Below are 21,508 nucleotides of genomic sequence, written 5' to 3' on the forward strand. Positions count from 1 at the left end.
GAAAAAAGAAGTCCGCCGTAGAGCGCCGACAACGCTCGTTTCACAGTACGCGCAGGAACAGAACTTCAGCGGCTTAATACGATGTGGTTCTCTGGAAAAAATGCACCGGGCCGTTCATCAGGGGTAGGCAATGGGTGGCCCGTCGCCAAGCGGTACGTTCAATACAGGAAGAATAGGCGTCGCCGTCAAGAGAAATTTTTTCACATGGTCATCGAAACACACTTTTTATAGGCGGCAGCCTGTGCGGCCATAGCGCCCCGAGAGATTACGTTGCACGATGGTTTCGAGAAAACCTCGAACCACCGTGAGCTTTTCCAGGTCGATGCCCGTCGGGACTCCCATGGCGTGAAAGAGGTGCACCAAATCTTCCGTGGCGATGTTTCCCGCCGCTTCCGGAATAAAAGGGCAACCGCCGAGGCCGCCACAGGACCCGTCAAAGCGCGTGACGCCCAGTTTCCAGGCGGCATACACATTGGCCAGTCCAAAGCCAAAAGTGTCGTGCAGATGCAGCGACAAGGGCACGGAAAACGTCTTCAAAAAGGTTTCCACGAGGCGTTCGGTCTGCCGAGGGTTTGCGCAGCCTGCGGTGTCCGCAAGACAGAGTTCGTCCGCACCGGCTTCGGCAAGAACGGCCGCCACCCGGAGCACGCGACTTTCGGGAATCGGGCCTTCAAAACGGCACCCAAAAGCGTTCATCACACCGGCTTGCACCACAATCCCGCCGGCTTTGGCTTCGCGCACTACGGACTCGGCTCTGCGAAGAGCTTCCGCTACGTCACAGCCGCTATTGCGCAGGCTATGGGTTTCCGACGCCGAAACGAACACGGCCACATGATCCAGCCCGCAGGCGGCGGCCCGTTTCAGACCTTTTGCGTTAAAAACTAACGCACGATAAACCACGCCCTTTCTCTTCCTAAGACCTCGCACCACCCCTTCCGTGTCGGCCATCTGAGGCACCGCTCGAGGGTTCACAAAGGAGCCGACCTGAATGCGGGGCACGCCACAATCCACCAAAGCTTCAATGAGTTGAATTCGTTCCTGAACACTCAGCACACGCGCTTCGTTTTGGAGGCCGTCTCGAGGCGCGGCTTCTTCGATGAGAATGGACACGGCCGACTCCTTTTTCACCGCCTTGCCATCGCTTTCTTTTTCTTGAACGATTTAACCTTGTTTTAAACGCATCCTCATGACAGGTCATAGAAACCCACGCATATGGACAAGCCTCCGTGACGCAGGCGCCGAATCTTTCGAGGCCGCACGGACCTGAACATGAGAAGCTCGCGATGGGGGGCCAGAACCACCGCTTTCCAGCCCCGAAAACAGCGCTCAAGATGATGCCCAAGGCGCTCGTAAAGGGTGCGATCGGCTTCCAGTCTGACGCCATAAGGGGGATTCAAGAAAACAAGGCCGGGAGCCAAAGACCAACGTTGAGGATCCATGTGCTCAAAGGGTATGGCGTGCCACGTCACCCACTCGCCCACGCCGGCTCGACGGGCATTTTCTTGGGCCACAGCCACCGCCTTGGCATCCAGGTCCACGCCGATCAATGTCCCGGGCTTTGGAGTTTTCGTGCCGGCATCGGCTTTTTTCAAAAGATACGCCCACGTCTTTTCCTGAAAGGACGGCCATTTTTGAAAGAGAAACCGCCGACGTCGCCCGGGTGGAATGTTCGCGGCCAAAAGAGCTGCTTCGATGACGGCCGTGCCGGATCCGCACATGCCGTCCACAAAGGGCATTTGAGGGGTCCAGCCGGATTGAAGCAGCAAAGCGGCCGCCAAGGTTTCTCGAATCGGCGCTCCGGCATGCCGGATTCGGTACCCTCTTCGATGAAGATGCGCTCCCGAGGTATCCAAACTGATGACGCCCTGCTTGTGTTCCACGTGCAGAAGAATCCGCTGAACAAAACCCTCCCCCTCGAGGACCGCATCTTCCTCCGTTTTCCTTTCCCCGTGGCTCCCCTCAAGAAAGCACACCGAACGCCCCAGACTCTTAAACCGCTGCTGCAAAGCATCCTGAAAAGCCTTTTGAGCCAGGCCACTGTGCCTGAGCCGAGCTCCCTTGAGATACACATCGACGCGAACGGGCACGCCGGCATCGATCCACAATTCCCACGGAAGGCGCACCGTTTTGGCGAAAAGCTCTTCACGCGCGCCCACTTTTATGGAAGCCAACCGACACACAATGCGCCCGGCCGTGCGCAGCCACAGGTTCGCCCGGTAGCAGGCCTCCAGTTTGCCTTGAAATTCGATGCCCGCTTCCGATTCTTCTAGGATGTCCAGGTCAAGTCTTTCCATTTCCCGGCGACATACGGAGACCAGTTCCTGAGGCACCAAGGCGGCAAAACGGTGCACCTTGGCTCGCACATGCGTGCGCAAGCGCCTTTCCATGGAAAATCCTGCAGTTTTGGCCTCTGGCGCGGTCATCATGCCCATGTAACCATGAGCAACCTCGAAGAATTCGTGCAAAGCATTGCGTTCGTGCGCTTCATCCTGTAGACCAAGAAGGCGTTTTCAGACACGTTTCGAGGTAACGGTCTGAGGAAGTTATGGACATCCTTCGCACGTCAAAATGCCGCCAGACAAGCTCCTAGCGAGCTTTTGCCACGGCGTCAAGAAAGGCGAAAGCCATGGACGAAGTCAATCAGGGACGGCGCCTGCCCAAACCCCGCGTGTTTTCAGCACTGTGGCGTAGCCCTCTTCCTCACTGGCGCGAACGCTTAGAAGACCTGGTGCAGCGGCTTCCCTCCGGAAACAAGGCCCGCCTTTTTTTTCGCGCCGATGACATCGGCGCGGCGGGTTACAGTTTTGATGCCCTGTGCGCCCTCTTTCGAGAACACGGTGTGCCCCTGGCCTTGGCCGTCGTCCCCGCCTGGCTCACCGAAACGCGCACGGCGCGCATTCTGGCGTCCGCCCCGCTCCACGAAAACCTTTGGGGATGGCATCAACACGGATGGCGGCATGTAAACTGGCAAAAAACGGGGAAAAAGGCCGAGTTCGGTCATCAGCGCCCTTTAGAAAAGCAATGGAGGGACATCTGGCGCGGGAACATGAAACTTCTGAATATTTTTCAGGACCGCCTTCTTCCCGTGTTTACACCGCCGTGGAACCGCTGCAGTGCCACGACCCTGGAAGTGCTCGCACAGCTGGGATTTCAGGCGGTTTCGACGATGGATCCTCTGCCCAAGGCCGGAAAAAACAAGGGACGCTTAAAAAACCTGCGCATTGCCGTGGACCTGCACACCCGCAAACACGAAGACGGCCCTGCCGACTATGCCGCCCTGTTGCAAGAACTCCGTGCCGCTCTGAATAAGGATACGCCCGCAGGGATCATGATTCATCACCAAAGAATGACATCCTTTGCCTTCACGTTTCTTGATGAACTTCTTCGGCAACTGCGCTTGTCGGAAAAAGTCGAATTCCTGTCCTTCCAAGATCTGTTGGAAAACCCATAAGGAGCCTCGCAGAGCCCGCCATGGCCACCCACCGTCCTCTGTTGCTCTACGCCGACCATTCCGGCCGCATTTTGGAACATCCCTATTTGGAAATGGCCGCATCCAGCGCGGGGCGCTTCACACGGCCTTCGCCCGCGGACCTTATTGCGTTGCCTCAAGGCAGCGAACTTTTTCGACTGCCTGGCCGTTTTCCCGTAGGCTATGACCGAGAAAAAAGGAAGTTTGTGGTGCTTCGGCACGACCCCTACAATCCTCGACACACGGTGGAGGCCGTGGCGGCTTTCGTCGCTCCGGCACACACGCAGCTCTACAGCGCCGCCTACAAGACGCACCGCCATGCTCCCATTCTGCCGCTTTTTGCTTACACGGCCGTGGGATGGTTACAAGGGGGCTTTGTCACCACGGCCCTGCGCATCGATCCCGATCCCCGGCAGGACTTCAAGCACTTCGACCCCGAGACCATAGCTCGGAACGCTCGGCGGCGCATGCGGCAGGCTCCCACCAACCGCCTGGTGCAGCACCTGGGCCGCTGCGCCCTCACCTATGGGTGCCCGGCGGCCAGAAATTTTTTCATGAACCGCTGGGAGGCCCCGCTTCCCACATCTCCTTCCTGCAACGCGCGATGCCTAGGCTGCATCAGTCTTCAGGAAGCATCGGGCCTGTGCGCCACCCAGGACAGGATACGGTTCGTGCCCACGGTGGATGAAATCGCCGAAGTCGCCGTCTCTCACCTGCGCAAGGCCCCTCGAGCTGTGGTCAGTTTCGGGCAAGGCTGCGAAGGAGAACCTTTGCTACAAGGGGCAACCTTGGAAGCGTCCATTCGACAAATACGCCGGGAAACCTCTCGAGGAACCATTCATGGCAACAGCAACGGCAGTCTTCCAGACGTGATCGCCCGGTTGGCCGATGCGGGGCTGGACAGTCTGCGGGTGAGCCTCAATTCGGCAAGACCGGCCTTCTACCATGCCTATTATCGACCCAAAGGCTACGGCTTTGACGATGTGGTGCGATCCATTCAAATCATGAAATCGCGAGGCCTTTTTGTTTCTCTGAATTATTTTGTCTTGCCCGGCTTTACCGACGATCCGGATGAGGTGCGCGCCTTGTGCGCGTTACTGGAAAGAACTTCAGTGGACCTCATCCAAATGCGCAACTTCAACGCCGATCCCGAATGGATTTTGAAATCCATCGGCTTCAGACCTGTTCAAAAACCCCTGGGCATTCGGCGCGTCCTGGACATGCTTCAGGACCGCTTTCCCGATCTTCGGTTCGGCTATTTTAATCCATGCCTGGACCCCGACGCGTGAGGGAGGCGACGGTCGACGTTTCGTTGACCAAAATGGAGCGGACGATGAAAAAACAGGATGTGATCGTCATCGGTGCAGGTATTGTGGGTCTTGCCACGGCCTATCGGCTTCTGGAGCGCATGCCGTCTTTGAATGTGGTGGTTCTGGAAAAGGAAGCCAAGCCCGGAACACACCAAACGGGGCATAACAGCGGGGTCATTCACTCGGGCCTTTACTATCGCCCCGGATCCTTAAAGGCATCGTTGTGTATGGAAGGAGCCCGAGCGCTGGTGGATTTTTGCCGAGACCACTCCATTCCGTTTGAAATCTGCGGAAAAATCGTCGTGGCCACCAACTCCCTTGAAGTGAAACGGCTTCAGGAATTGCAGCGACGCGGAACGGCCAATGGCGTGCCTGACATGGCCTTTCTCTCCCCTGCGGAAGCTCGAAACATCGAACCTCATGTCCGCTGCCTTCACGCTTTGTGGGTTCCGACCACGGGCATCGTGGATTTCCGTCAAGTGGCCCAAAAGCTGGCCCAAGAGGTCGAAGCTCGAGGCGGCCGCCTGCTGTTTGCCCAGCCGGTCGTTGGCATGCACCAAGGGCGCAGCACCACGGTCGTGGTCAGTTCCAAAGGGGAGTTTTCTACTCGACTCGTGATCAACTGTGCCGGTTTACATGCTGACCGCGTGGCCCGCCTTGGCGGCTTCACACCCCCGTGTCGCATCGTTCCGTTTCGCGGGGAATATTACAGCCTTCACAAAGCGCGCCGTCACCTGGTTCGATCCCTCATCTACCCGGTGCCGGATCCCAGATTTCCTTTTCTTGGAGTGCACTTCACACGTCGCATCGACGGTTCTGTGGAAGCGGGTCCCAATGCCGTCTTGGCCTGGGCACGGGAAGGCTACACCCGCACCACCGTTCAACGGCGCGACATCCTGGAAACCTTGACCTATCCAGGCTTTTTCAAACTCGCGCGCAAGTACTGGAAAACGGGCCTTCAGGAAATGATTCGATCCGTTTCAAAAAGTCTCTTTGCCAAAGCTTTACAAAAATTGGTGCCGGACATCACGGCGAAGGATCTGGCACCTGGAGGTGCCGGGGTTCGAGCTCAAGCCCTGAGTTCCGACGGCAGGCTTTTGGACGATTTCGTCATCATAGCTGAAGCCGGCCAGGTTCATGTGCTCAATGCGCCTTCGCCCGCCGCCACGTCTTCCTTGGCCATCGGGGACGTGGTGGCCGCAAAAGCCTTGTCCTTTTTGCGATAGACCAACGCCTGGCACATGGCGATGAGGGTTCCGTCGGCGTCGGTGACACGAATCTGGTAGCTCGCCGTTCGCACCGTGCGGTGAACTTCCGTGGCTTCCGCCCGCAAGGTGGTGCCGAGGCGCGGGGAAGCCATGTAGGTCACATTCATGTTGAGCGCCACCGCCATGATGCCGTGGGAATTGGACGCAATCTCGAAAGCTTCGTCAATGAGCGAAAACACGGCGCCGCCGTGGGCCAGGCCGTGGATATTTTGCTTATTTTCATCGAAATCCATTTCCACCAAAGCGTAGCCGGTGTCCATGGCCACAAGCCGCAGACCCAAATGGCGGGCATAGGGTTCTTGGGCCACCTTTTCCGTCAGAAAAGCTCGCACCGCGTCGTCCATGTCATTCCCCCTCCTGATTCCTCTTTTAAGACCGCCGGGCACTCGACCCAACCATAGCCCAAGCCGGCACGGGCCCCGAAACCTCAAAAGTCCCCTTCATTCAAGTACACTCCACCATGCCAATGTTCCTGGGGCCAGGCATCCTGAGGATCTCTTGACCCTTGAGAATGTCTTTTGCTACAAACGGAGCGCGTTGAAAAGGGAATGAAGCACATCATGGCGGACGGATCGCAATGATGACGCGGCATTTTATGGTTGGTCTTCGGAGCGGCTCATGGTGGTGGAAAAGGCGGCGTGCGGACCGTCCACCCTGGAGCCGTAAATGTGGCTCTTTGAGGCCGTGGACGGCGCGCCCGTTCACGGCCTTTGGTTTTTTTAACCATGAACGAGGAAAGACAGGAGTTTTTCGTGGTCGAGAGAAAAATACTGCTGGGCAATGAAGCCATAGCCCATGGACTCCTGGAAGCGGGCTGCTCCATGGCCACGTCTTATCCCGGAACCCCCGCTTCGGAAATCATGGCCACATTGATCCAGCTCAAAAAACACCACGGCGTGCCATGCCATTTGGAATGGTCCGTCAATGAAAAGGTGGCGGTCGAAACGGCTCTGGCCAACAGCTACGCGGGAAGGCGATCTGCCGCCGCCATGAAGCAGGTGGGCTTGAATGTGGCCGCGGATCCTGTCATGAGTGCCGCCTACACGGGGGTCAAAGGAGGGTTTCTCCTGATCGTGGCCGATGACCCCGGACCTCATAGTTCCCAAACGGAACAGGACACGCGGCAGTTTGCCATGTTCGCCAAGTTGCCGGTGTTGGACCCTGCTTTACCGTCCCAAGCTCGGGAGTGGATCGCTTCGGCCTACACCCTTTCCGAGCACTATGAGATCCCGGTCATTCTTCGTCCCACAACTCGAGTTTGCCACGCGAGGCAGGACATGGCTGTGCGAGCCTTTTGCACGGATGTGGTTCAGCCCGTCTTTGAAAAGGACCCGGGTCGATGGGCGGCCACGCCCAAGTTCCGTTATCGGCTTCATCAGCAGCTCAATGAAAAACTAGAAAAAATCTCCCGCGATGCCCTCTGGCAGCCTCGGCTTCTCAATGCCGACGCGCTCCGTGAGGCCACGGAACCTCAGGCAATCAAACCTTTTGACAAAGTCCTGGTGACTTCCGGAGCCGTGTGTGCTCATGCGGTAGAAATCCTTCGGGCCCTGAACCTGTGGGACCGAGTCCCCATTTACCAAGTGCCCATGCCCTACCCTCTTTCGGAAGACTTTTGTTCCGAGCTTCTGGAAGCCGCCTCGGAGATTCTCGTTCTGGAAGAAACGCAGCCGGTGATTGAAGGGCAGATTCGGGATCGAAAGAAAGTCAGAGGACGATGGAGCGGGCACGTTCCCAAGGAAGGGGAACTGCTGCCGGAAATCGTGGAAAATATATTGCGTCGTTTCTTGAATCTTTCTCCCGCCGCGCCAAGTCCACCCCCGGCTCCTGGGCGACGGCCCACGCTGTGCGCCGGCTGCGGACATCGGGCAGCCTTTTTTGCCATTCGCAAAGTGTTTCCCAAGGGTATCTATGCCAGTGACATCGGCTGCTACACGTTGGGGCTGAACCTGGGCGCCGTGGACACCGTTTTGTGCATGGGAGCCTCCATCAGTCAGGCTGCCGGCTTTTACCACGCGTATCGAGATGCGGGTCAAGAGAGCCGGCACGTGGTGGCCACCATCGGTGATTCCACCTTCTATCACGCGGGCGTGCCCGCCCTGATCAACGCTGTCACCCAAGGGTGTCGCTTTCCCGTGATCATTTTGGACAACGGCACCACCGCCATGACGGGCCATCAACCCACGCCGGCTGCCGGCGTCACGGCCGATGGAACCAAGGTGCCTGCCGTTTCATTGGAAGCCCTGGCCAAGGCCTGCGGCGTTAACCATGTGAGTGTCGGCGACCCTTACGACGTTACCGGCTTCATGGAACTGTTGCAGGCAGCCAAGGCCCATTGCCAAGATTCGGAAAACGGCGGCATGGCCGTGGTCATCGCGCGACGGCCGTGCCTCATGGAACACAGCCGACATGAAGGCCGCAAACCCCGCCCACAACAGCCCATCGTGACTGAAAAGTGCGAAGGCTGCGGTTTTTGTCTCAAGTTTTTCGAATGCCCGGCCTTGATCTTCCACGGGGAAAACCAGGCCGTGACCATTGACGACAATCTCTGCGCCGGATGTGGTGTCTGTGTGGAGGTGTGCCCTCACAAAGCCATCGTCAAGCCTTCAGCGGACGCGTGATGGACAAATAGAGAAGGACAAACACCATGCAACAGCAACAAATCGCCGTCAGCGGTCTCGGAGGACAAGGTGTCCTTTTCGTCACCAAACTCCTGGCGGAGGCGGCTCTGCGCAAAGATCTCTCTGTTTTGGTTTCCGAAACCCATGGTATGGCTCAGAGGGGCGGCCATGTCATCGGCCACCTCAAAGTTTTTACCTACGATGCCCATACGGCGCCTTGCACCACGGACGCCCTCATTTCATCGCCTCTGACAAGCCCTCTTATTCGTCCGGGGTGCGCCGATGTGCTCTTGGCCCTTCACCAAGAGAGCCTGGAGACCCACGGCTACCTGCTTCGCCCCGATGGGCAGGTGTTTTGCCATCGCTCGCCCCCCAAAGCGCCCGGAGACATCGATGCCGTGGGCCTGGCCAAAAAGCTTGGAAATGCGGTGGCCGCCAACATGGTCCTTCTGGGCTATGCGGTGGCCCAAGGGGCTCTTTTCTGCTCCATTGAAGATCTTACCGCCGTGCTGGCTCAGACGGCCGGCACGAGGGCGGCTTTAAGCCTCAAGGCTTTGGAAGCAGGCGCACAGGCAGCAAGTGAGGCTCGCATGGATTGACGCGTTTTTGTCATGGAAACATGTGGGCCTAGAGACTTTTCGTCAAAGAGTTTAGCCCGGCTATGGATGTCTCTCTCTTCCAACAAATACCCCAATTTGTGGTCTCAGGACTCACTCACGGGAGCATCTACGCCCTGATCGCCTTGGGGTTTTGCATGGTCCAGAACGCCACCGGCATCGTCAATTTCGCCCAGGGCGATTTTGTCATGCTCGGAGCGCTCATGGCCGGAACCCTTTTGAAAAAACTGGGCGTGCCCATGGCTGCGGCTCTTGCCGGCGCCGTGCTTTTCGGGGCTCTGTGCGGCTTGGCCCTGGAACGGGGCCCTTTGCGGCACGCCCGCCATCGCCATGTTCTGGTACTCGTCATGATTACCGTTGGTGTCTCCATAAGTGTTCGAGGCGCCAGCATGCTGGTTTGGGGAAAGAACGTTCATGCTCTGCCACCTCTGGGAAGGGAAACTCCCATCATGGTGGGCTCTGCCGCCATTGTGCCTCAAGTGCTTTGGATTATCGGCCTTTCCCTCCTTATTTTAGGGCTTCTCTACGCCTTTTATCGGCACACGCTACTCGGCAAGGCCATGCGCGCCGCCGCCGACAACCCTTACGGAGCGGTTCTCATGGGCATTTCGGTCCCCAAGGTCACGGCCCTTGCCTTTGGCATGGCCGGATCCATGGGCGCCTTGGCCGGCACTTTGATCGCTCCGCTCACCAGCATGAGCTATAGTGGTGGCCTGATGCTGGGACTCAAGGGCTTTTCGGCAGCCATACTTGGAGGGTACGGCAGTGCCATGGGCGCCGTCTTTGGAGGGTATGTGCTGGGGCTGTTGGAATCTTTTGGGGCCGGATTCCTTTCCTCCGCCTACAAAGACGCCTTCGCCTTCATTATTTTGTTGGCCGTCTTGTTTGTAAGGCCTGCCGGGCTGTTCGGCAGTGAACGAGTTCGAAGGCTTTAACCCTTATGCGCTCTCTCCCGTTGGTCCCCAAGGCCTGGAAACCGCTCCTTTGCCTCGCCATCTCGTTGGGTCTGACGGCCTTTCTACTGCCCAACGATTATTTTTTTGTCCTTTTCAACATCATGGCTCTGAATGCCCTGGTGGTGCTGGGACTTAATCTTCTCATCGGCTGTGCCGGACAAATTTCCCTGGGTCACGGCGCCTTTTTCGGACTCGGAGCGTACAGCAGCGCCATCGTGACAACCCAGCTCCATTGGCCCCTATGGGCCGGCCTGGCCGTCGCTCTGGCAGTTACGGCTCTTTTCGGCATCGCTCTGGCTGTTCCGACCCTGCGGCTGGAAGGTCATTACCTCGTCATGGCCACTTTAGGCTTCAACATCATCGTCAGCATCGGTCTCAATCAAATGGAACCGCTGACAGGGGGCCCCTCCGGTCTGGCCGCCATTCCGGGCATGCACCTAGGTCCTTGGGCTCTGGACACGGACCGACGATTCTTTTTCTTTGCGTGGTCGGTTTTTCTGGCCGTCTTTGCCGGCGTGCTCAACTTGGAAGACTCGCGCATCGGACGTGCCTTAAAAGCCATTCATGACAAGGAACTGACAGCCCGCACCCTGGGGGTGCCCACGCCTCGATACAAGGTTCAGGTGTTTACCCTGAGCGCCATGCTGGCCGGGCTGGCAGGCTTTAGCTATGCCCATTACATGACGTTCATTAGCCCGAGCACCTTCGACATTTTTTATTCCGTTCAAGTGATCACCATGGTGGTGGTGGGCGGGCTGGGAAGCCTGTGGGGAGGATTGGCGGGGACGGTGATTCTCACGTCCTTGCGGGAACTTTTGCACGCCATGGAAGACTTTCAGGTCCTTGTTTACGGCCTGCTTCTGACGCTTTCTCTCGTTTTCTTTCCTCAGGGTTTGCTCCCCGCCGCCTTGAACGCCTTTTGGCGCGCAGGCCATCGCACGCCTTCACGTTCAATGAGCGGCCCATCCAGCCCAAAGGACGATGCGCGATCCATTTACGGCTCGGGGTTTCGGGCATTGAGCCCTTCAACTCGAAAGCCGGACTCATCGAAAGCCAAAAACATCGGCGAAACGCCTGTTCTTCGCGTGGCCAACCTTTCCGTGCAGTTCGGAGGGCTTCAGGCACTGGCTCACGTTTCTTTCTCGGTGCATTCGGGGGAAATCGTCGCCGTCATCGGACCCAACGGTGCCGGCAAAACGACGCTTCTGAACGCCGTCTCGGGTTTGGTGCGCTTCACGGAAGGTCACGTGGCGGTGCGCGATGTGGACGTGAGCCGGCGACCGGCTCACGAAGTGGCCCGTACGGGTGTGGGCCGCACTTTTCAAGCGGTTCAAATCTTTGAGCACCTCACGGTTCTGGAAAACCTCATGGTTGGCATGCATCACTTCGGCCGGTCCCGATTCCTGCAAGCCATGGCCCACACGCTCAAAGAAAGACGGGAAGAGAAAGAGCTTCGTCGACGCGCCATGGAACTCCTCGAAGAAACACCTCTTGCCGCCTTGGCCCACGAACCGGCGGCCACGCTCTCCCTGTTCCAACAAAAGCTTCTTGAAATGCTTCGCGCCTTGGCCATGGAACCCGCCGTGCTGTTACTGGATGAACCCGTGGGAGGATGTTCGCCCAACGAAAGTCGAGCCCTCATGGATTGGATCGCCACCCACCAACGTGTGGGCATGGGCATGGTTCTGGTGGAACACGACATGAACATTGTCATGGCCTACGCCACGCGGGTGGTGGTGCTGCACCACGGTCGTGTGCTGGCGGAGGGTGCTCCCCTGGCCATTCAAAAGGACCCAAGGGTGATCGAGGCGTACCTGGGGCGAGGCCGCCGCGGAGCGGGTCAGCCATGATGGCCGGGCCCGAAAAGGCGACGCCAGGGCGAAAAAGAAAGGAAAGGACGTTCGAAACGTGCCCAAAAACGAGGCCTTGCCGTAAGCGCGTGCGTTCCGTTCGCGTGGTGCACGGGAAAAGAGCCACCGGTCCATGGACTTGGGGCAACAGCCATTGGCCCTTCGAAAGGTTCCGGACCGCGAGGACGGAGTCCCTCCGGCATCAAACCCGGGGCATGGGTTAACCGGACGAAGGAAGCCGTCCGAAACGGCGCGGACGGTAAGAAGTCGGTTTTTTCAGGTGAACGAAAAAGGTCCCCACGGTTTTCACGACCGGCGTGATTTGGCTCAAGCCAGTGCACCTCGGCGCTCGGCCTAAAGGAACAAGCCATCTATGCTGACGGTGGTCGGGGTTTCCGCTCACTACGGCCCTTTGCCGGTGCTTCGGCGCGTCACCTTTCACGTGGACGCGGGGGAAATGGTCTGCGTGCTGGGAGCCAACGGAGCGGGCAAGAGCACGTTGCTCAAGGTCATCAGCGGCGTGATGCGACGCAGCGAAGGCGAGGTGTTCTTCGACGGTGAGCCAATTCACGGGGAAGCACCGGACCGTATTGTGCGACGAGGCTTGGTGCATGTTCCGGAAGCTCGACAGCTTTTTCCCAACCTCACGGTTCTAGAAAATCTGGAACTGGGCGGCTATATCCATGGCAGACGAAGCATTCGGCAGGATCTGCCCCACATGTTCGACCTCTTTCCCATACTGGCGCAGCGAAGGAATCAAAAGGCAGGCACTTTGAGCGGCGGAGAACAGCAGATGCTTTCCATCGCACGGGCCCTTATGGCTCGACCCAAGCTTTTGATGCTGGACGAGCCATCCCTAGGACTTGCCCCTTTGATCGTGGAAGAAATTTATGCCACATTGCACAAGCTGCACCAGGCCGGCACCACGGTTTTGCTGGTGGAGCAAAATGCTATGCAAGCGCTGGAGATCTGCCAAAGGGGTTACGTGATGGAAACGGGGCGAATCCTTTTGGAAGGGACGGCCGATGAGCTTAGAGAACATGAGGAAGTTCAGCGGGCGTATTTGGGCCGGGACTACCAAGACAAGTGGGAGAGGTGAGCTTGGTGGCGCACGGGCGAGCAACTGAGCCGGGTCGTACGAACAGGGACAAACTACGCCAGGTGCAGCGGGAACGGTTGCAGATGATCCTAAACCGGGCCTACCTTCACGTGGATTTTTATCGAGCCCGACTGGACGCTCTGGGTCTCGTTCCCGAAGATGTCAGAACCGACGAGGAATTCCAAAGCCTTCCTTTCACCACCAGCGAAGATTTAGCAGACCACTACCCCTACGGCCTTTTTGCCGTGCCCTTGAGAGACGTGGTGCGGCTGAAAATCGCCTCAAGCCGAGACGGGCGTCCCATCGTGGTGGGATTCACCCGCAGGGACGTGGCCCTTTGGCAATCCCTAATGGTTCGGCTCTTTGAAAGCCTGGGGATTCACGAACGGGACATTGTGCAAGTGGCGTTCAACTACAGTCTGTTTCCCGGCGCCATGACCTTTAATCAGGCTGCCGAAGCTTTGGGTGCCACCGTGGCGCCTTCGGCTACCGTTTCCGCCAAGCTGCAGCTCCAGATCATGCGCGATTTTCGTTCGACGGTGCTGGCCACCACGCCGTCCTTTGCCTTGCATCTTCTGGACACTTTGGAGGAAGAGCGAAATCAGGGTCGTGAATCCCTCGATCTTTCCTTGAAACTCATGGTCCTGGGCCCGGATGCCGTGCCTGAAATTTTGCGGGAACGTCTTCAAGGCCAACTCGGCCTACCCATCTATAACCTGTACGGCGTCTCGGAAATGGTGGAACCGGGGCTGGCGGGAGAATGTCCCGCGCAGCGCGGGTTGCATGTGGCGGAAGAGCACTTCCTGGTGGAGGTGGTGCATCCCGTCACGGGGGCTCCTGTTGCGCCGGGCACGGAAGGGGAATTGGTCATCACCACCCTGTCGGCAGAAGCCTACCCGCTCATTCGCTATCGCACGGGCGATGTGGTGACGCTGGACCCTACTCCGTGCCCTTGCGGTTTGAACACCGTGCGCCTATCATCCGTCCTTCGCCGCACGGATCACCGTGTGAGTGTGCGCGGCATTCCCGTCAGTCCTCAGCGCGTGGAACGCCTTGTGCGGGAGGCCGATTCGAACATTCAGGATTTTCGCCTGGTCATCTGGACTCGCATGGGTTTGGGAGACAGTCTGGAACTGTGGGCGGTATTTAAGGCCTTGCCCAATGGAAGCAAGTCGGCACGCGTGGAAAGGATTCGAAGCCACCTTCGAAGGGAATTGGGCCTTGGCGTGCGCGTTGTGGACGTTTCGGCTGAAAAGCTCCCTCAAGAGGGATTGACATACAAGACGGTTTTTCGGGAAAAAATGGAACCGTGAAAGGAGCTCGTTCCATGATCTTGAGTTTTATGCCGGTGCGTTCCAGTCTGGAAGATTTGGAAAGGATCCAGCTTCAGGGGCTGCGGTGGACCGTTCAGCACGCGTATCACAATTCGCCTTTTTACAGGCAGCGGCTGGACGCTGCCGGGGTGACGCCCGATGACATGAGATCTTTGGACGATCTGAGGCGCCTGCCCTTCACCACGGCCGATGATCTGCAAGCGGGTTACCCTTTTCCCTTGCGAGCCGTGCCTTTTGAGAAAATCGTCCGCATCCATGCTTCTTCGGGCACCACGGGCAAACGCAAAGTTCTCTGTTATACGCAAAAAGACATCGACGATTGGGCTACCATGTTTGCCCGCTGCTTTGAAATGGCCGGATTGACGCGCCAAGACCGGGTGCAGATTGCCGTGGGCTATGGGCTCTGGACCGCCGGCGTCGGATTTCAGCTGGGCTGCGAACGTTTCGGGGCCATGGCTGTTCCGGTTGGCCCGGCCAACACGGACATTCACTGCCAGATGCTTGTGGATCTTCAATCCAGCGTCTTTTGCGCCACAGCTTCCATGGCTCTGCTCATGGCCGAAGAGATCGAACGGCGCGGTCTTCGAGACCAGATCGCCCTCAAGAAGATCATTTTCGGTGCCGAGCGCCACAGCCGCAGCATGCGCCAGCGCATTCAGGCCATCACGGGCGTGGAACACATGTTTGACATTCCCGGCCTGACAGAACTTTACGGCCCGGGCACAGGACTGGAATGCATGGCGCATCAAGGCATTCACTATTGGGCCGACTACTATATTTTGGAAATTCTTGATCCGGAAACCCTGGAACCGGTGCCTGCGGGAGAATTGGGTGAGATGGTGGTCACCACACTGCGCAAGGAAGCCTCGCCCTTGATTCGCTATCGCACGCGGGACCTCACGCGACTCATTCCGGAACCGTGCCCCTGTGGTAATCCTCTGCCTCGCCATGACCATATTTTGGGCCGCTCCGATGATATGTTCATCTTTCGTGCCGTCAACATCTACCCTGGACAGATCGACCATGTGCTATCCCAAATCCCTGGGGCGGGCAGTGAATACCAGGTGCACCTGCATCATCGAGAAGACGGCCGAGACGTGATGATCCTCAAGGTGGAACGGGCCCAAGGATGGCCGGCAGAAAGGGACCAGGCCCTCAAGGAAACCATCGAGTCGGAAATTCGCCGACAGATCCTGGTCCGTTGCACCGTTCAGGTGGTGGACTACGGCACGCTTCCCCGAACGGAAAGAAAGACCAAGAGAGTTTTCGACCACCGCATCAAGGAAATTTGAGCCGGCAGGACGATCGACCAATAAAAGGAGGAAGTCATGAAGGCGGGGCGCTGCACATTCAAGGCTATGGCTGCCGTGACGGTGGCCATGACAATCGGGCTCTTGGGTTTCGTGCCCGCTCAGGCGGCCGATCCTATCAAAATCGGGGCCTTTTTTGACCTCTCAGGCCCGGCGGCTTCCATCGGCACGCCCACCAAGCTTGTGGCCGATATGGTGGTCAACAAGATCAACAAGGAAGGAGGAATCAATGGGCGACCCTTGGAATTGGTCATCGGCGACACGGAAGGGGACCCCACCAAAGCCCTTCTGGTGGCCAAACGGCTGGTGGAAAAGGACCAGGTGACGGCGCTCATCGGCCCGACCCGCACAGGAACGGGCATGGCCGTCAAGGCCTACACCGAAAAGCAACAGATTCCCGTGATCATGACCATCGGAGGGGATCCTGTGATTGCCGGCGGCAAATACGGCCCCTTTACCTGGACCTTCAAGACGCCTCAACGGACCTCCACAGCCGTCACCAAAGTCTATGACTTTCTCAAAGCTAAGGGTTGGACCAAGGTGGCCTTGATGACGGCCACGGACGGCTTCGGCAAGGACGGCCTGGAATGGCTCACCCGACTGGCGCCGGAACACGGCATTCAAATCGTGGCCAACGAAGCCTTTGACGTGAACGACGCGGACATGACCACGCAGCTTGTCAAAATCAAAGCTGCTGCGCCGGAAGTGATCATCTGTTGGACCATCGGGCCGGCCGGAGCCCGCGTGGCGAAGAACGTGAAGCAATTGGGCATCACCATCCCCCTGTTTCAATGCCACGGACAGCCCGACCCCAAGTACCTGGAGCTGGCCGGATCGGCGGCCGAAGGCACCTATATGCCTTCGACGAAACTCATGGTGGCGGACCAACTTCCCGACACCGATCCCCAAAAAGCGGTCATTCGGGAATTTATCAGCTTATATAAGGACGTGTACCACTACGATCGGCAATATCCCATCAACACCCACAGTGGCTATGCCTGGGACGCCATCATGATTCTGGCCAACGCCATGCGCCAAGCGGGCACGGACCGCGCGGCACTGCGCACGGCCATCGAGCAGACTCGAGGCTATGTGGGCATCAGCGGAATCTTTAACCTCAGCGCCGAAGACCACAACGGTTTGGATGTGGATTCTCTGGAGATCGTCCAGGTGGTCAACGGAGGCTGGAAACGGGTCACTCCATGACCCTCTCGTCGTCACACGTTCTTGAAAGTCCAGGACTGGGGGGCGCGGAACGCTTTTTCATTCGGCCGGTCAACGTCTTGGCGAAACGGCCCGAAAACACGGCTGTGGTGGGGCGCCCCAAAAGTCCGGTCCCTCGATTCTTGCATCCTGCGGTGTCGGTCCCCGACGTGGCCATGCGCACCGAATGGGACTCGTTTTCGACCTTAAAGCTTCGGGCTTTGATCAGGCACCGTGCGCACGCCGTGGCGCAAACCCATATGCGCCAAGCCACACGCCTGACCAGGATTCCTCGAACATCCTCCGCCGTGCACATGGCCCGTTTGGGAAGGTCTGTCAAGATTCCGGGTGACAACACGCATACGCTTGGGTGGATCGGCAACACCAAAGGCATTCGCGACGACCTGGTGCGCCATGGACTTTCACCCCACCGGGTCTTCCATATTCCCAATTTTGGGCCCGCACCCGCGCCAATTTCTACAGAAAACCTGGCGCAACGTTGCCTTCAGTGGCACATTCCTAAAAAGAAAAGGCGCGCATCGTGTTTTCTCCGGGACGCTTCGTGACCAAAAGAGGAGTCGGTGATCTTCTGTCCGCCTTTTCCGTGCTCTGTGAAATGCCCTCGGCACTTCCAACGGTATTTATCATGGCCGAAGATGGCCCGGAAAAAGAGGCTCTGCAGAAACACAGCGGCGCCCTGGGACTGGGTTCTCGCGTGCGCCAGGACGGTTGGCGGAACAATTCGGCCCCTTTTTTTCCGAATGAGCCATATTTTCGTGTGCCCTTGGCGTCATGAACCATTTGGCAACGTGATCCTGAAAGCCTGGAGCCACGGGGCTCCGGCGGTGTCCACAATAACGGTGGGAGCTGAGGAGCTCATGTCGAAAAACCAGAACGGGCTTCTCATACCCATCGCGCACCCTGTGGCGCTGGCCCACAGCATGCTTCGGGTGCTTAAAGACCCTCTTCCGCAAAGGGATCTTGGCGAAAACGGGATAAAGACGGTGCTGACGTTCTCTCTGCAAGACCGTGTTGTGGCGCAGGACGAGGAACTCGACGAAAGGCTCGTTCAGTGAAGGCTTTGGCGCTGCCATCCTGTCCTCGTTTCCTTATCATTCGGCCCAGTGCCATCGGCGATGTGGTCATGGCCTTGCCCATGGCCGCCACGATCAAAAAGGCCTGCGAAGACGCCTTCGTGGCCTGGATCGTGGAACCGTCCATGGTGGAATTCCTTCAAGCCCAGCCACACGTGGACCAGGTTCTGGCCTGGCCGAAATCGCAATGGAAAGAACTCATGAAATCTCGGCGCCTGGCCGCTCTGGCTCGGGAAGTCTTGCAGTTTCGCCAAAGGCTGAAAAACCTGAAAATCGATATAGCCTTGGATGCGCAGGGATTGTTGAGAAGCCGGCTACTGGCGGTCCTCAGCGGGGCACGGCACCGCATCGGCTTCCCCTCCAAAGAACCGGGCAGCTTTCTCATGACCCAAATCCTTTCCAAGGGACCCCGCACGCGCATCATAGCCACAGAATACGAACACATGATGCGACGCCTTGGATTCTTGCGGGACGCCTACCCCATGGGAATCTTCATCCCCAAAAAGGATACCCGGACAGCGCGACACCTCGTGTCTCATGCCGTAGGGACCCAATCCTATGCCGTGTTTGCCATGTTTACGACCAGGCCTCAAAAGCACTGGCTTTTCGAGCGCTGGGCCGGTCTGGCTCATAAGATTTTCCAAGAATTTGGCCTTTCCGTCGTGCTTCTGGGAGGACCCAATGACGTGCCGGCCGGGGATGCGCTGGCTCGACGCCATGCGTTTACGGTGAATCTTGCCGGACGAACATCCCTTTTGGAAAGTGCCGCCATTATTCAAGGGGCACGTTTGGTCATCGGCGTGGACACGGGGCTCACCCACATGGCCGTCGCCCTCAAGAGGCCGACCATCGCCCTCTTTGGCGCCACATGCCCGTACGTCAACACGCGATCCCATCACGCCGTGGTTCTCTACAAACCCATGCACTGTTCCCCGTGCCGCCGTCGCCCCACATGCGGCCATGCCTACACGTGCATGGCGGCCATTCAGGAAGACGACGTCATGAGCACAGCACGCCGGCTTCTGGACGCCGCCAGAGACATCAACCTTGCCAAAGCCCCGGGCTGATTTTGCCTCCAACAATGAACCTCTTCGAATGGAAACCGTCACGCACCATGGCCCGTGAATCGATGCGCGTGCTGCACGTGGAAACAGGGCGCCATCTCTACGGTGGCGCCTATCAGGTTCTGCTGCTCCTTCAAGGATTGGCCTCTTCGGGAGTAGAAAACATTCTGTGCGCTCCGAAAGAGAGCGCCATCGCTCGCGCCGCAGGCCCTTATGCAACGGTGGTGCCTCTGCCCATCGCCGGGGAACTGGATCCACGGCTGCCGTGGTTTTTGTGGCAGGCCACTCACCGATGGCGACCTCACCTCGTGCACGCCCACAGCCGGCGAGGAGCCGATTGGTGGACAGGACCGATGGGCACGGCTCGGCACATTCCATCGGTCATCACGCGCCGCGTGGATAACCCGGAAAACCCCGTCTTGGCTCGCTTCAAATACGGTTTCTATCATCGCATCATTGCCATTTCCGAAGCCATCGCTCGAGTTTTGCGCAGGGAAGGTGTCGAGGCGGAAAAAATCCGCATTGTCAAAAGCTGCATTGAACCGAAAAGGTTTGCCAACCCTTACCCTCGAGACAAAGTGCTTCGAGACCTGGGCCTTCCCCAAAACACTCTTCTCATCGGCACGGTGGCCCAACTCATTGCCCGCAAAGGGCACGCGCGACTGATCGATGTGGCCCCCGCCGTCATTGCACAATATCCGACAGCACATTTTTGTTTTTTTGGCCAGGGGCCTTTACTCAAGGCACTGCAGCGGCGCGCGCAAGAGAAGAAGGTTTCTGGCCACGTGCATTTTTTGGGATTCCGTGAGGACATGGATCGCCTTTTTCCATGCTTAAATCTCCTGGTCCATCCGGCCACTATGGAAGGGCTGGGGGTCTGCCTATTAGAAGCGGCCGCCAGCGGAGTGCCCGTTGTGGCGGGTCGATCCGGCGGCATTCCCGAAGTCGTTCATCATGAGCTCAACGGACTTTTGATCGACCCCGAAAAGGACGAAGAACTTCTGTCGGCCATTCTTCAAATGCTGCAGTCTCCTGAGAAAGCTCGACGCATGGGCGAAGCCGGACGCACTTTGGTCGAGGCGCAGTTTTCCCCACAAGCCATGGTGCAAGGCAATCTTGCCGTTTACCGAGAAATCCTCAAGGATCTCTGAGCATGGCATCGAACCGTCATCCGAGTGAGCGACCCGCATCCATGGTTTACCTTTCCAGAGCGCGCCTGCATCGGCCTCGAGCCAACGTCATTCAGACGCTGAAAACCGTGGAGGGTCTCGAGCGCATCGGCGTTCCCGTGGAACTGCATCTGCCTCCGTGGAAAGGACAACGCAGCCTTGAAGAGCTTCTCGCACATCACGGCGTGACGCGGCCCCTTGACATTCGCGCCCACGCGGGTCTGCGTTCCTTGTGGAAGCCCATCGGGTTCGCCCCTTTTTTCTGGAAGTATGAAAAAACGCTGCGGCAATCCCGTGCAGTGTTTACCCGATCGGCCGATCTCAGCCTGGTTCTCATACGACGCGGCATTTCTCACAGCTTTGAAGTGCATGACATGGACGCCTTATGCCGTCACGGCACGCTGGAGCGGCTTCTGGAAGCCCATGCCAGAGGCCTTCTGCGCCATTTCTTTCCCATCAGTCATGCGGCGGCCCGCGGCCTTATGGATCGTGGCGTGACCCCTGCATGCATTCATGTCTGCCCATGCGGCGCCGATCTCTCCCTGTTTCAAGACATGGCTCCATGGAACCCTTCCGGCTTGACCAACCCTCACGTCATGTATCTGGGTCGAATCAGCCGGGATCGCGGCCTCGACATTCTGGAAGCACTCGCAGAGCGGGCCGGTTGTCGCGTCACCGTGGTGGGAGTCCTGGAAGACCGTCCAAAGACGGATCGTCTTCAGGTCGTGCCCTTTGTTCCGCATCGGAAAGTTCCCCGATATCTGGAACAGGCCGACATTGTGGTCATGCCCTATCAAAGGCATCTGGCCCATGCGGGCTCCATCAGCCCCATGAAGCTCTTTGAAGCCATGGCGGCCGGAAGACCCATTCTCGTCAGCGATCTGGAACCCATTCGCGAAATCATTCATCATGGACAAAACGGACTTTGTGTTCCACCTGACGACGAAAAGGCCTGGATCGAAGCCGTACGGTTTCTTCGAGAACATCCTCAAGAAGCTCATCGCATGGCTATCCAGGCTCAAAAGGACGCTTCTCGCTTCGGCTGGGAAAGCCGGGCGCGTAGACTGCAAGAGGTGCTTTGGAACAATAACTCCGCGTCCGAACACGACCGGAAATCATGAGGCTGTGGGAAAAGGTGCGCCGC

20 protein-coding genes are annotated in these 21,508 nt (G+C 58.0%); 17 read left to right on the top strand and 3 right to left on the bottom strand.

Going from position 1 to position 21,508, the window contains the following annotated elements:
- Window positions 1-225: 225 nt before the first annotated feature.
- Window positions 226-1,110, bottom strand: a complete 885-nt coding sequence (locus tag EDC27_RS01620) for a hydroxymethylglutaryl-CoA lyase (protein ID WP_170161509.1) — start codon at window positions 1,108-1,110, stop codon at window positions 226-228.
- Between the two features lie 74 nt (window positions 1,111-1,184).
- Entirely contained in the window at window positions 1,185-2,387 is a 1,203-nt protein-coding gene (locus tag EDC27_RS01625; RefSeq protein WP_170161510.1) for a THUMP domain-containing class I SAM-dependent RNA methyltransferase, read from the bottom strand.
- A gap of 239 nt (window positions 2,388-2,626) precedes the next feature.
- Between EDC27_RS01625 and EDC27_RS01630 the strand changes: the two genes are divergently transcribed.
- Genes EDC27_RS01630 through lhgO form a run of 3 tightly spaced genes read left to right on the top strand, consistent with a single transcriptional unit; the run spans window position 2,627 to window position 6,005 of the window.
- On the top strand, window positions 2,627-3,451 hold the full coding sequence (locus EDC27_RS01630; RefSeq protein WP_123288872.1) for a polysaccharide deacetylase family protein: 825 nt from the start codon (window positions 2,627-2,629) through the stop codon (window positions 3,449-3,451).
- Between the two features lie 20 nt (window positions 3,452-3,471).
- Entirely contained in the window at window positions 3,472-4,758 is a 1,287-nt protein-coding gene (locus tag EDC27_RS01635) for a radical SAM protein (protein WP_123288873.1), read from the top strand.
- A 44-nt stretch (window positions 4,759-4,802) separates the two neighbouring features.
- Window positions 4,803-6,005 carry an L-2-hydroxyglutarate oxidase gene (gene lhgO / locus EDC27_RS01640; RefSeq protein ID WP_211334735.1) on the top strand — a complete coding sequence of 401 codons (1,203 nt, stop codon included), beginning with the start codon at window positions 4,803-4,805 and terminating at the stop codon, window positions 6,003-6,005.
- Here the strand turns inward: lhgO and EDC27_RS01645 are convergent.
- Window positions 5,915-6,391 (bottom strand): PaaI family thioesterase, encoded by a 477-nt coding sequence (locus EDC27_RS01645; protein ID WP_123288875.1) that lies wholly within the window; start codon window positions 6,389-6,391, stop codon window positions 5,915-5,917. The genes lhgO and EDC27_RS01645 overlap by 91 nt on opposite strands.
- Before the next feature lie 408 nt (window positions 6,392-6,799).
- Here EDC27_RS01645 and EDC27_RS01650 point away from each other — a divergent pair, with 408 nt between their 5' ends.
- The 14 genes from EDC27_RS01650 (at window position 6,800) to EDC27_RS01720 (ending at window position 21,485) form a co-directional block, all read left to right on the top strand.
- Window positions 6,800-8,668, top strand: a complete 1,869-nt coding sequence (locus tag EDC27_RS01650) for a thiamine pyrophosphate-dependent enzyme (RefSeq protein WP_123288876.1) — start codon at window positions 6,800-6,802, stop codon at window positions 8,666-8,668.
- Window positions 8,669-8,694: 26 nt separating this feature from the next.
- Window positions 8,695-9,267, top strand: coding sequence for a 2-oxoacid:acceptor oxidoreductase family protein (locus EDC27_RS01655; protein ID WP_123288877.1), 573 nt, complete (start codon window positions 8,695-8,697; stop codon window positions 9,265-9,267).
- 62 nt (window positions 9,268-9,329) lie between these two features.
- A complete protein-coding gene (locus EDC27_RS01660; RefSeq protein WP_123288878.1) occupies window positions 9,330-10,220 on the top strand; it encodes a branched-chain amino acid ABC transporter permease in 891 nt (296 codons plus the stop codon).
- Window positions 10,221-10,225: 5 nt separating this feature from the next.
- On the top strand, window positions 10,226-12,091 hold the full coding sequence (locus EDC27_RS01665) for a branched-chain amino acid ABC transporter ATP-binding protein/permease (protein WP_123288879.1): 1,866 nt from the start codon (window positions 10,226-10,228) through the stop codon (window positions 12,089-12,091).
- Between the two features lie 373 nt (window positions 12,092-12,464).
- Entirely contained in the window at window positions 12,465-13,190 is a 726-nt protein-coding gene (locus tag EDC27_RS01675) for an ABC transporter ATP-binding protein (RefSeq protein ID WP_123288881.1), read from the top strand.
- Between the two features lie 5 nt (window positions 13,191-13,195).
- Window positions 13,196-14,503 carry a phenylacetate--CoA ligase family protein gene (locus EDC27_RS01680; protein WP_148045634.1) on the top strand — a complete coding sequence of 436 codons (1,308 nt, stop codon included), beginning with the start codon at window positions 13,196-13,198 and terminating at the stop codon, window positions 14,501-14,503.
- A gap of 14 nt (window positions 14,504-14,517) precedes the next feature.
- Entirely contained in the window at window positions 14,518-15,816 is a 1,299-nt protein-coding gene (locus tag EDC27_RS01685; protein ID WP_123288883.1) for a phenylacetate--CoA ligase, read from the top strand.
- 66 nt (window positions 15,817-15,882) lie between these two features.
- Window positions 15,883-17,040: an ABC transporter substrate-binding protein gene (locus EDC27_RS01690; protein WP_123289144.1), complete on the top strand. Its 1,158-nt coding sequence runs from the start codon at window positions 15,883-15,885 to the stop codon at window positions 17,038-17,040.
- Window positions 17,037-17,603 carry a glycosyltransferase family protein gene (locus EDC27_RS01695; protein ID WP_123288884.1) on the top strand — a complete coding sequence of 189 codons (567 nt, stop codon included), beginning with the start codon at window positions 17,037-17,039 and terminating at the stop codon, window positions 17,601-17,603. The genes EDC27_RS01690 and EDC27_RS01695 overlap by 4 nt, the downstream gene beginning before the upstream one ends.
- A complete protein-coding gene (locus tag EDC27_RS15865; RefSeq protein WP_170161511.1) occupies window positions 17,600-17,833 on the top strand; it encodes a hypothetical protein in 234 nt (77 codons plus the stop codon). Before EDC27_RS01695 ends, EDC27_RS15865 begins: the two co-directional genes overlap by 4 nt.
- On the top strand, window positions 17,799-18,113 hold the full coding sequence (locus EDC27_RS01700; protein ID WP_245994153.1) for a glycosyltransferase: 315 nt from the start codon (window positions 17,799-17,801) through the stop codon (window positions 18,111-18,113). Before EDC27_RS15865 ends, EDC27_RS01700 begins: the two co-directional genes overlap by 35 nt.
- The gene (locus EDC27_RS01705) at window positions 18,110-19,198 is read left to right on the top strand and encodes a glycosyltransferase family 9 protein (RefSeq protein WP_123288886.1); all 1,089 of its coding nucleotides are present in this window, start codon (window positions 18,110-18,112) and stop codon (window positions 19,196-19,198) included. Before EDC27_RS01700 ends, EDC27_RS01705 begins: the two co-directional genes overlap by 4 nt.
- 47 nt (window positions 19,199-19,245) lie before the next feature.
- Window positions 19,246-20,346, top strand: coding sequence for a glycosyltransferase family 4 protein (locus EDC27_RS15740; RefSeq protein ID WP_170161513.1), 1,101 nt, complete (start codon window positions 19,246-19,248; stop codon window positions 20,344-20,346).
- A gap of 2 nt (window positions 20,347-20,348) precedes the next feature.
- Window positions 20,349-21,485: a glycosyltransferase family 4 protein gene (locus EDC27_RS01720; protein ID WP_123288888.1), complete on the top strand. Its 1,137-nt coding sequence runs from the start codon at window positions 20,349-20,351 to the stop codon at window positions 21,483-21,485.
- Window positions 21,486-21,508: the final 23 nt, after the last annotated feature.

This window comes from Desulfosoma caldarium (assembly GCF_003751385.1).
Taxonomy (GTDB): domain Bacteria; phylum Desulfobacterota; class Syntrophobacteria; order Syntrophobacterales; family DSM-9756; genus Desulfosoma; species Desulfosoma caldarium.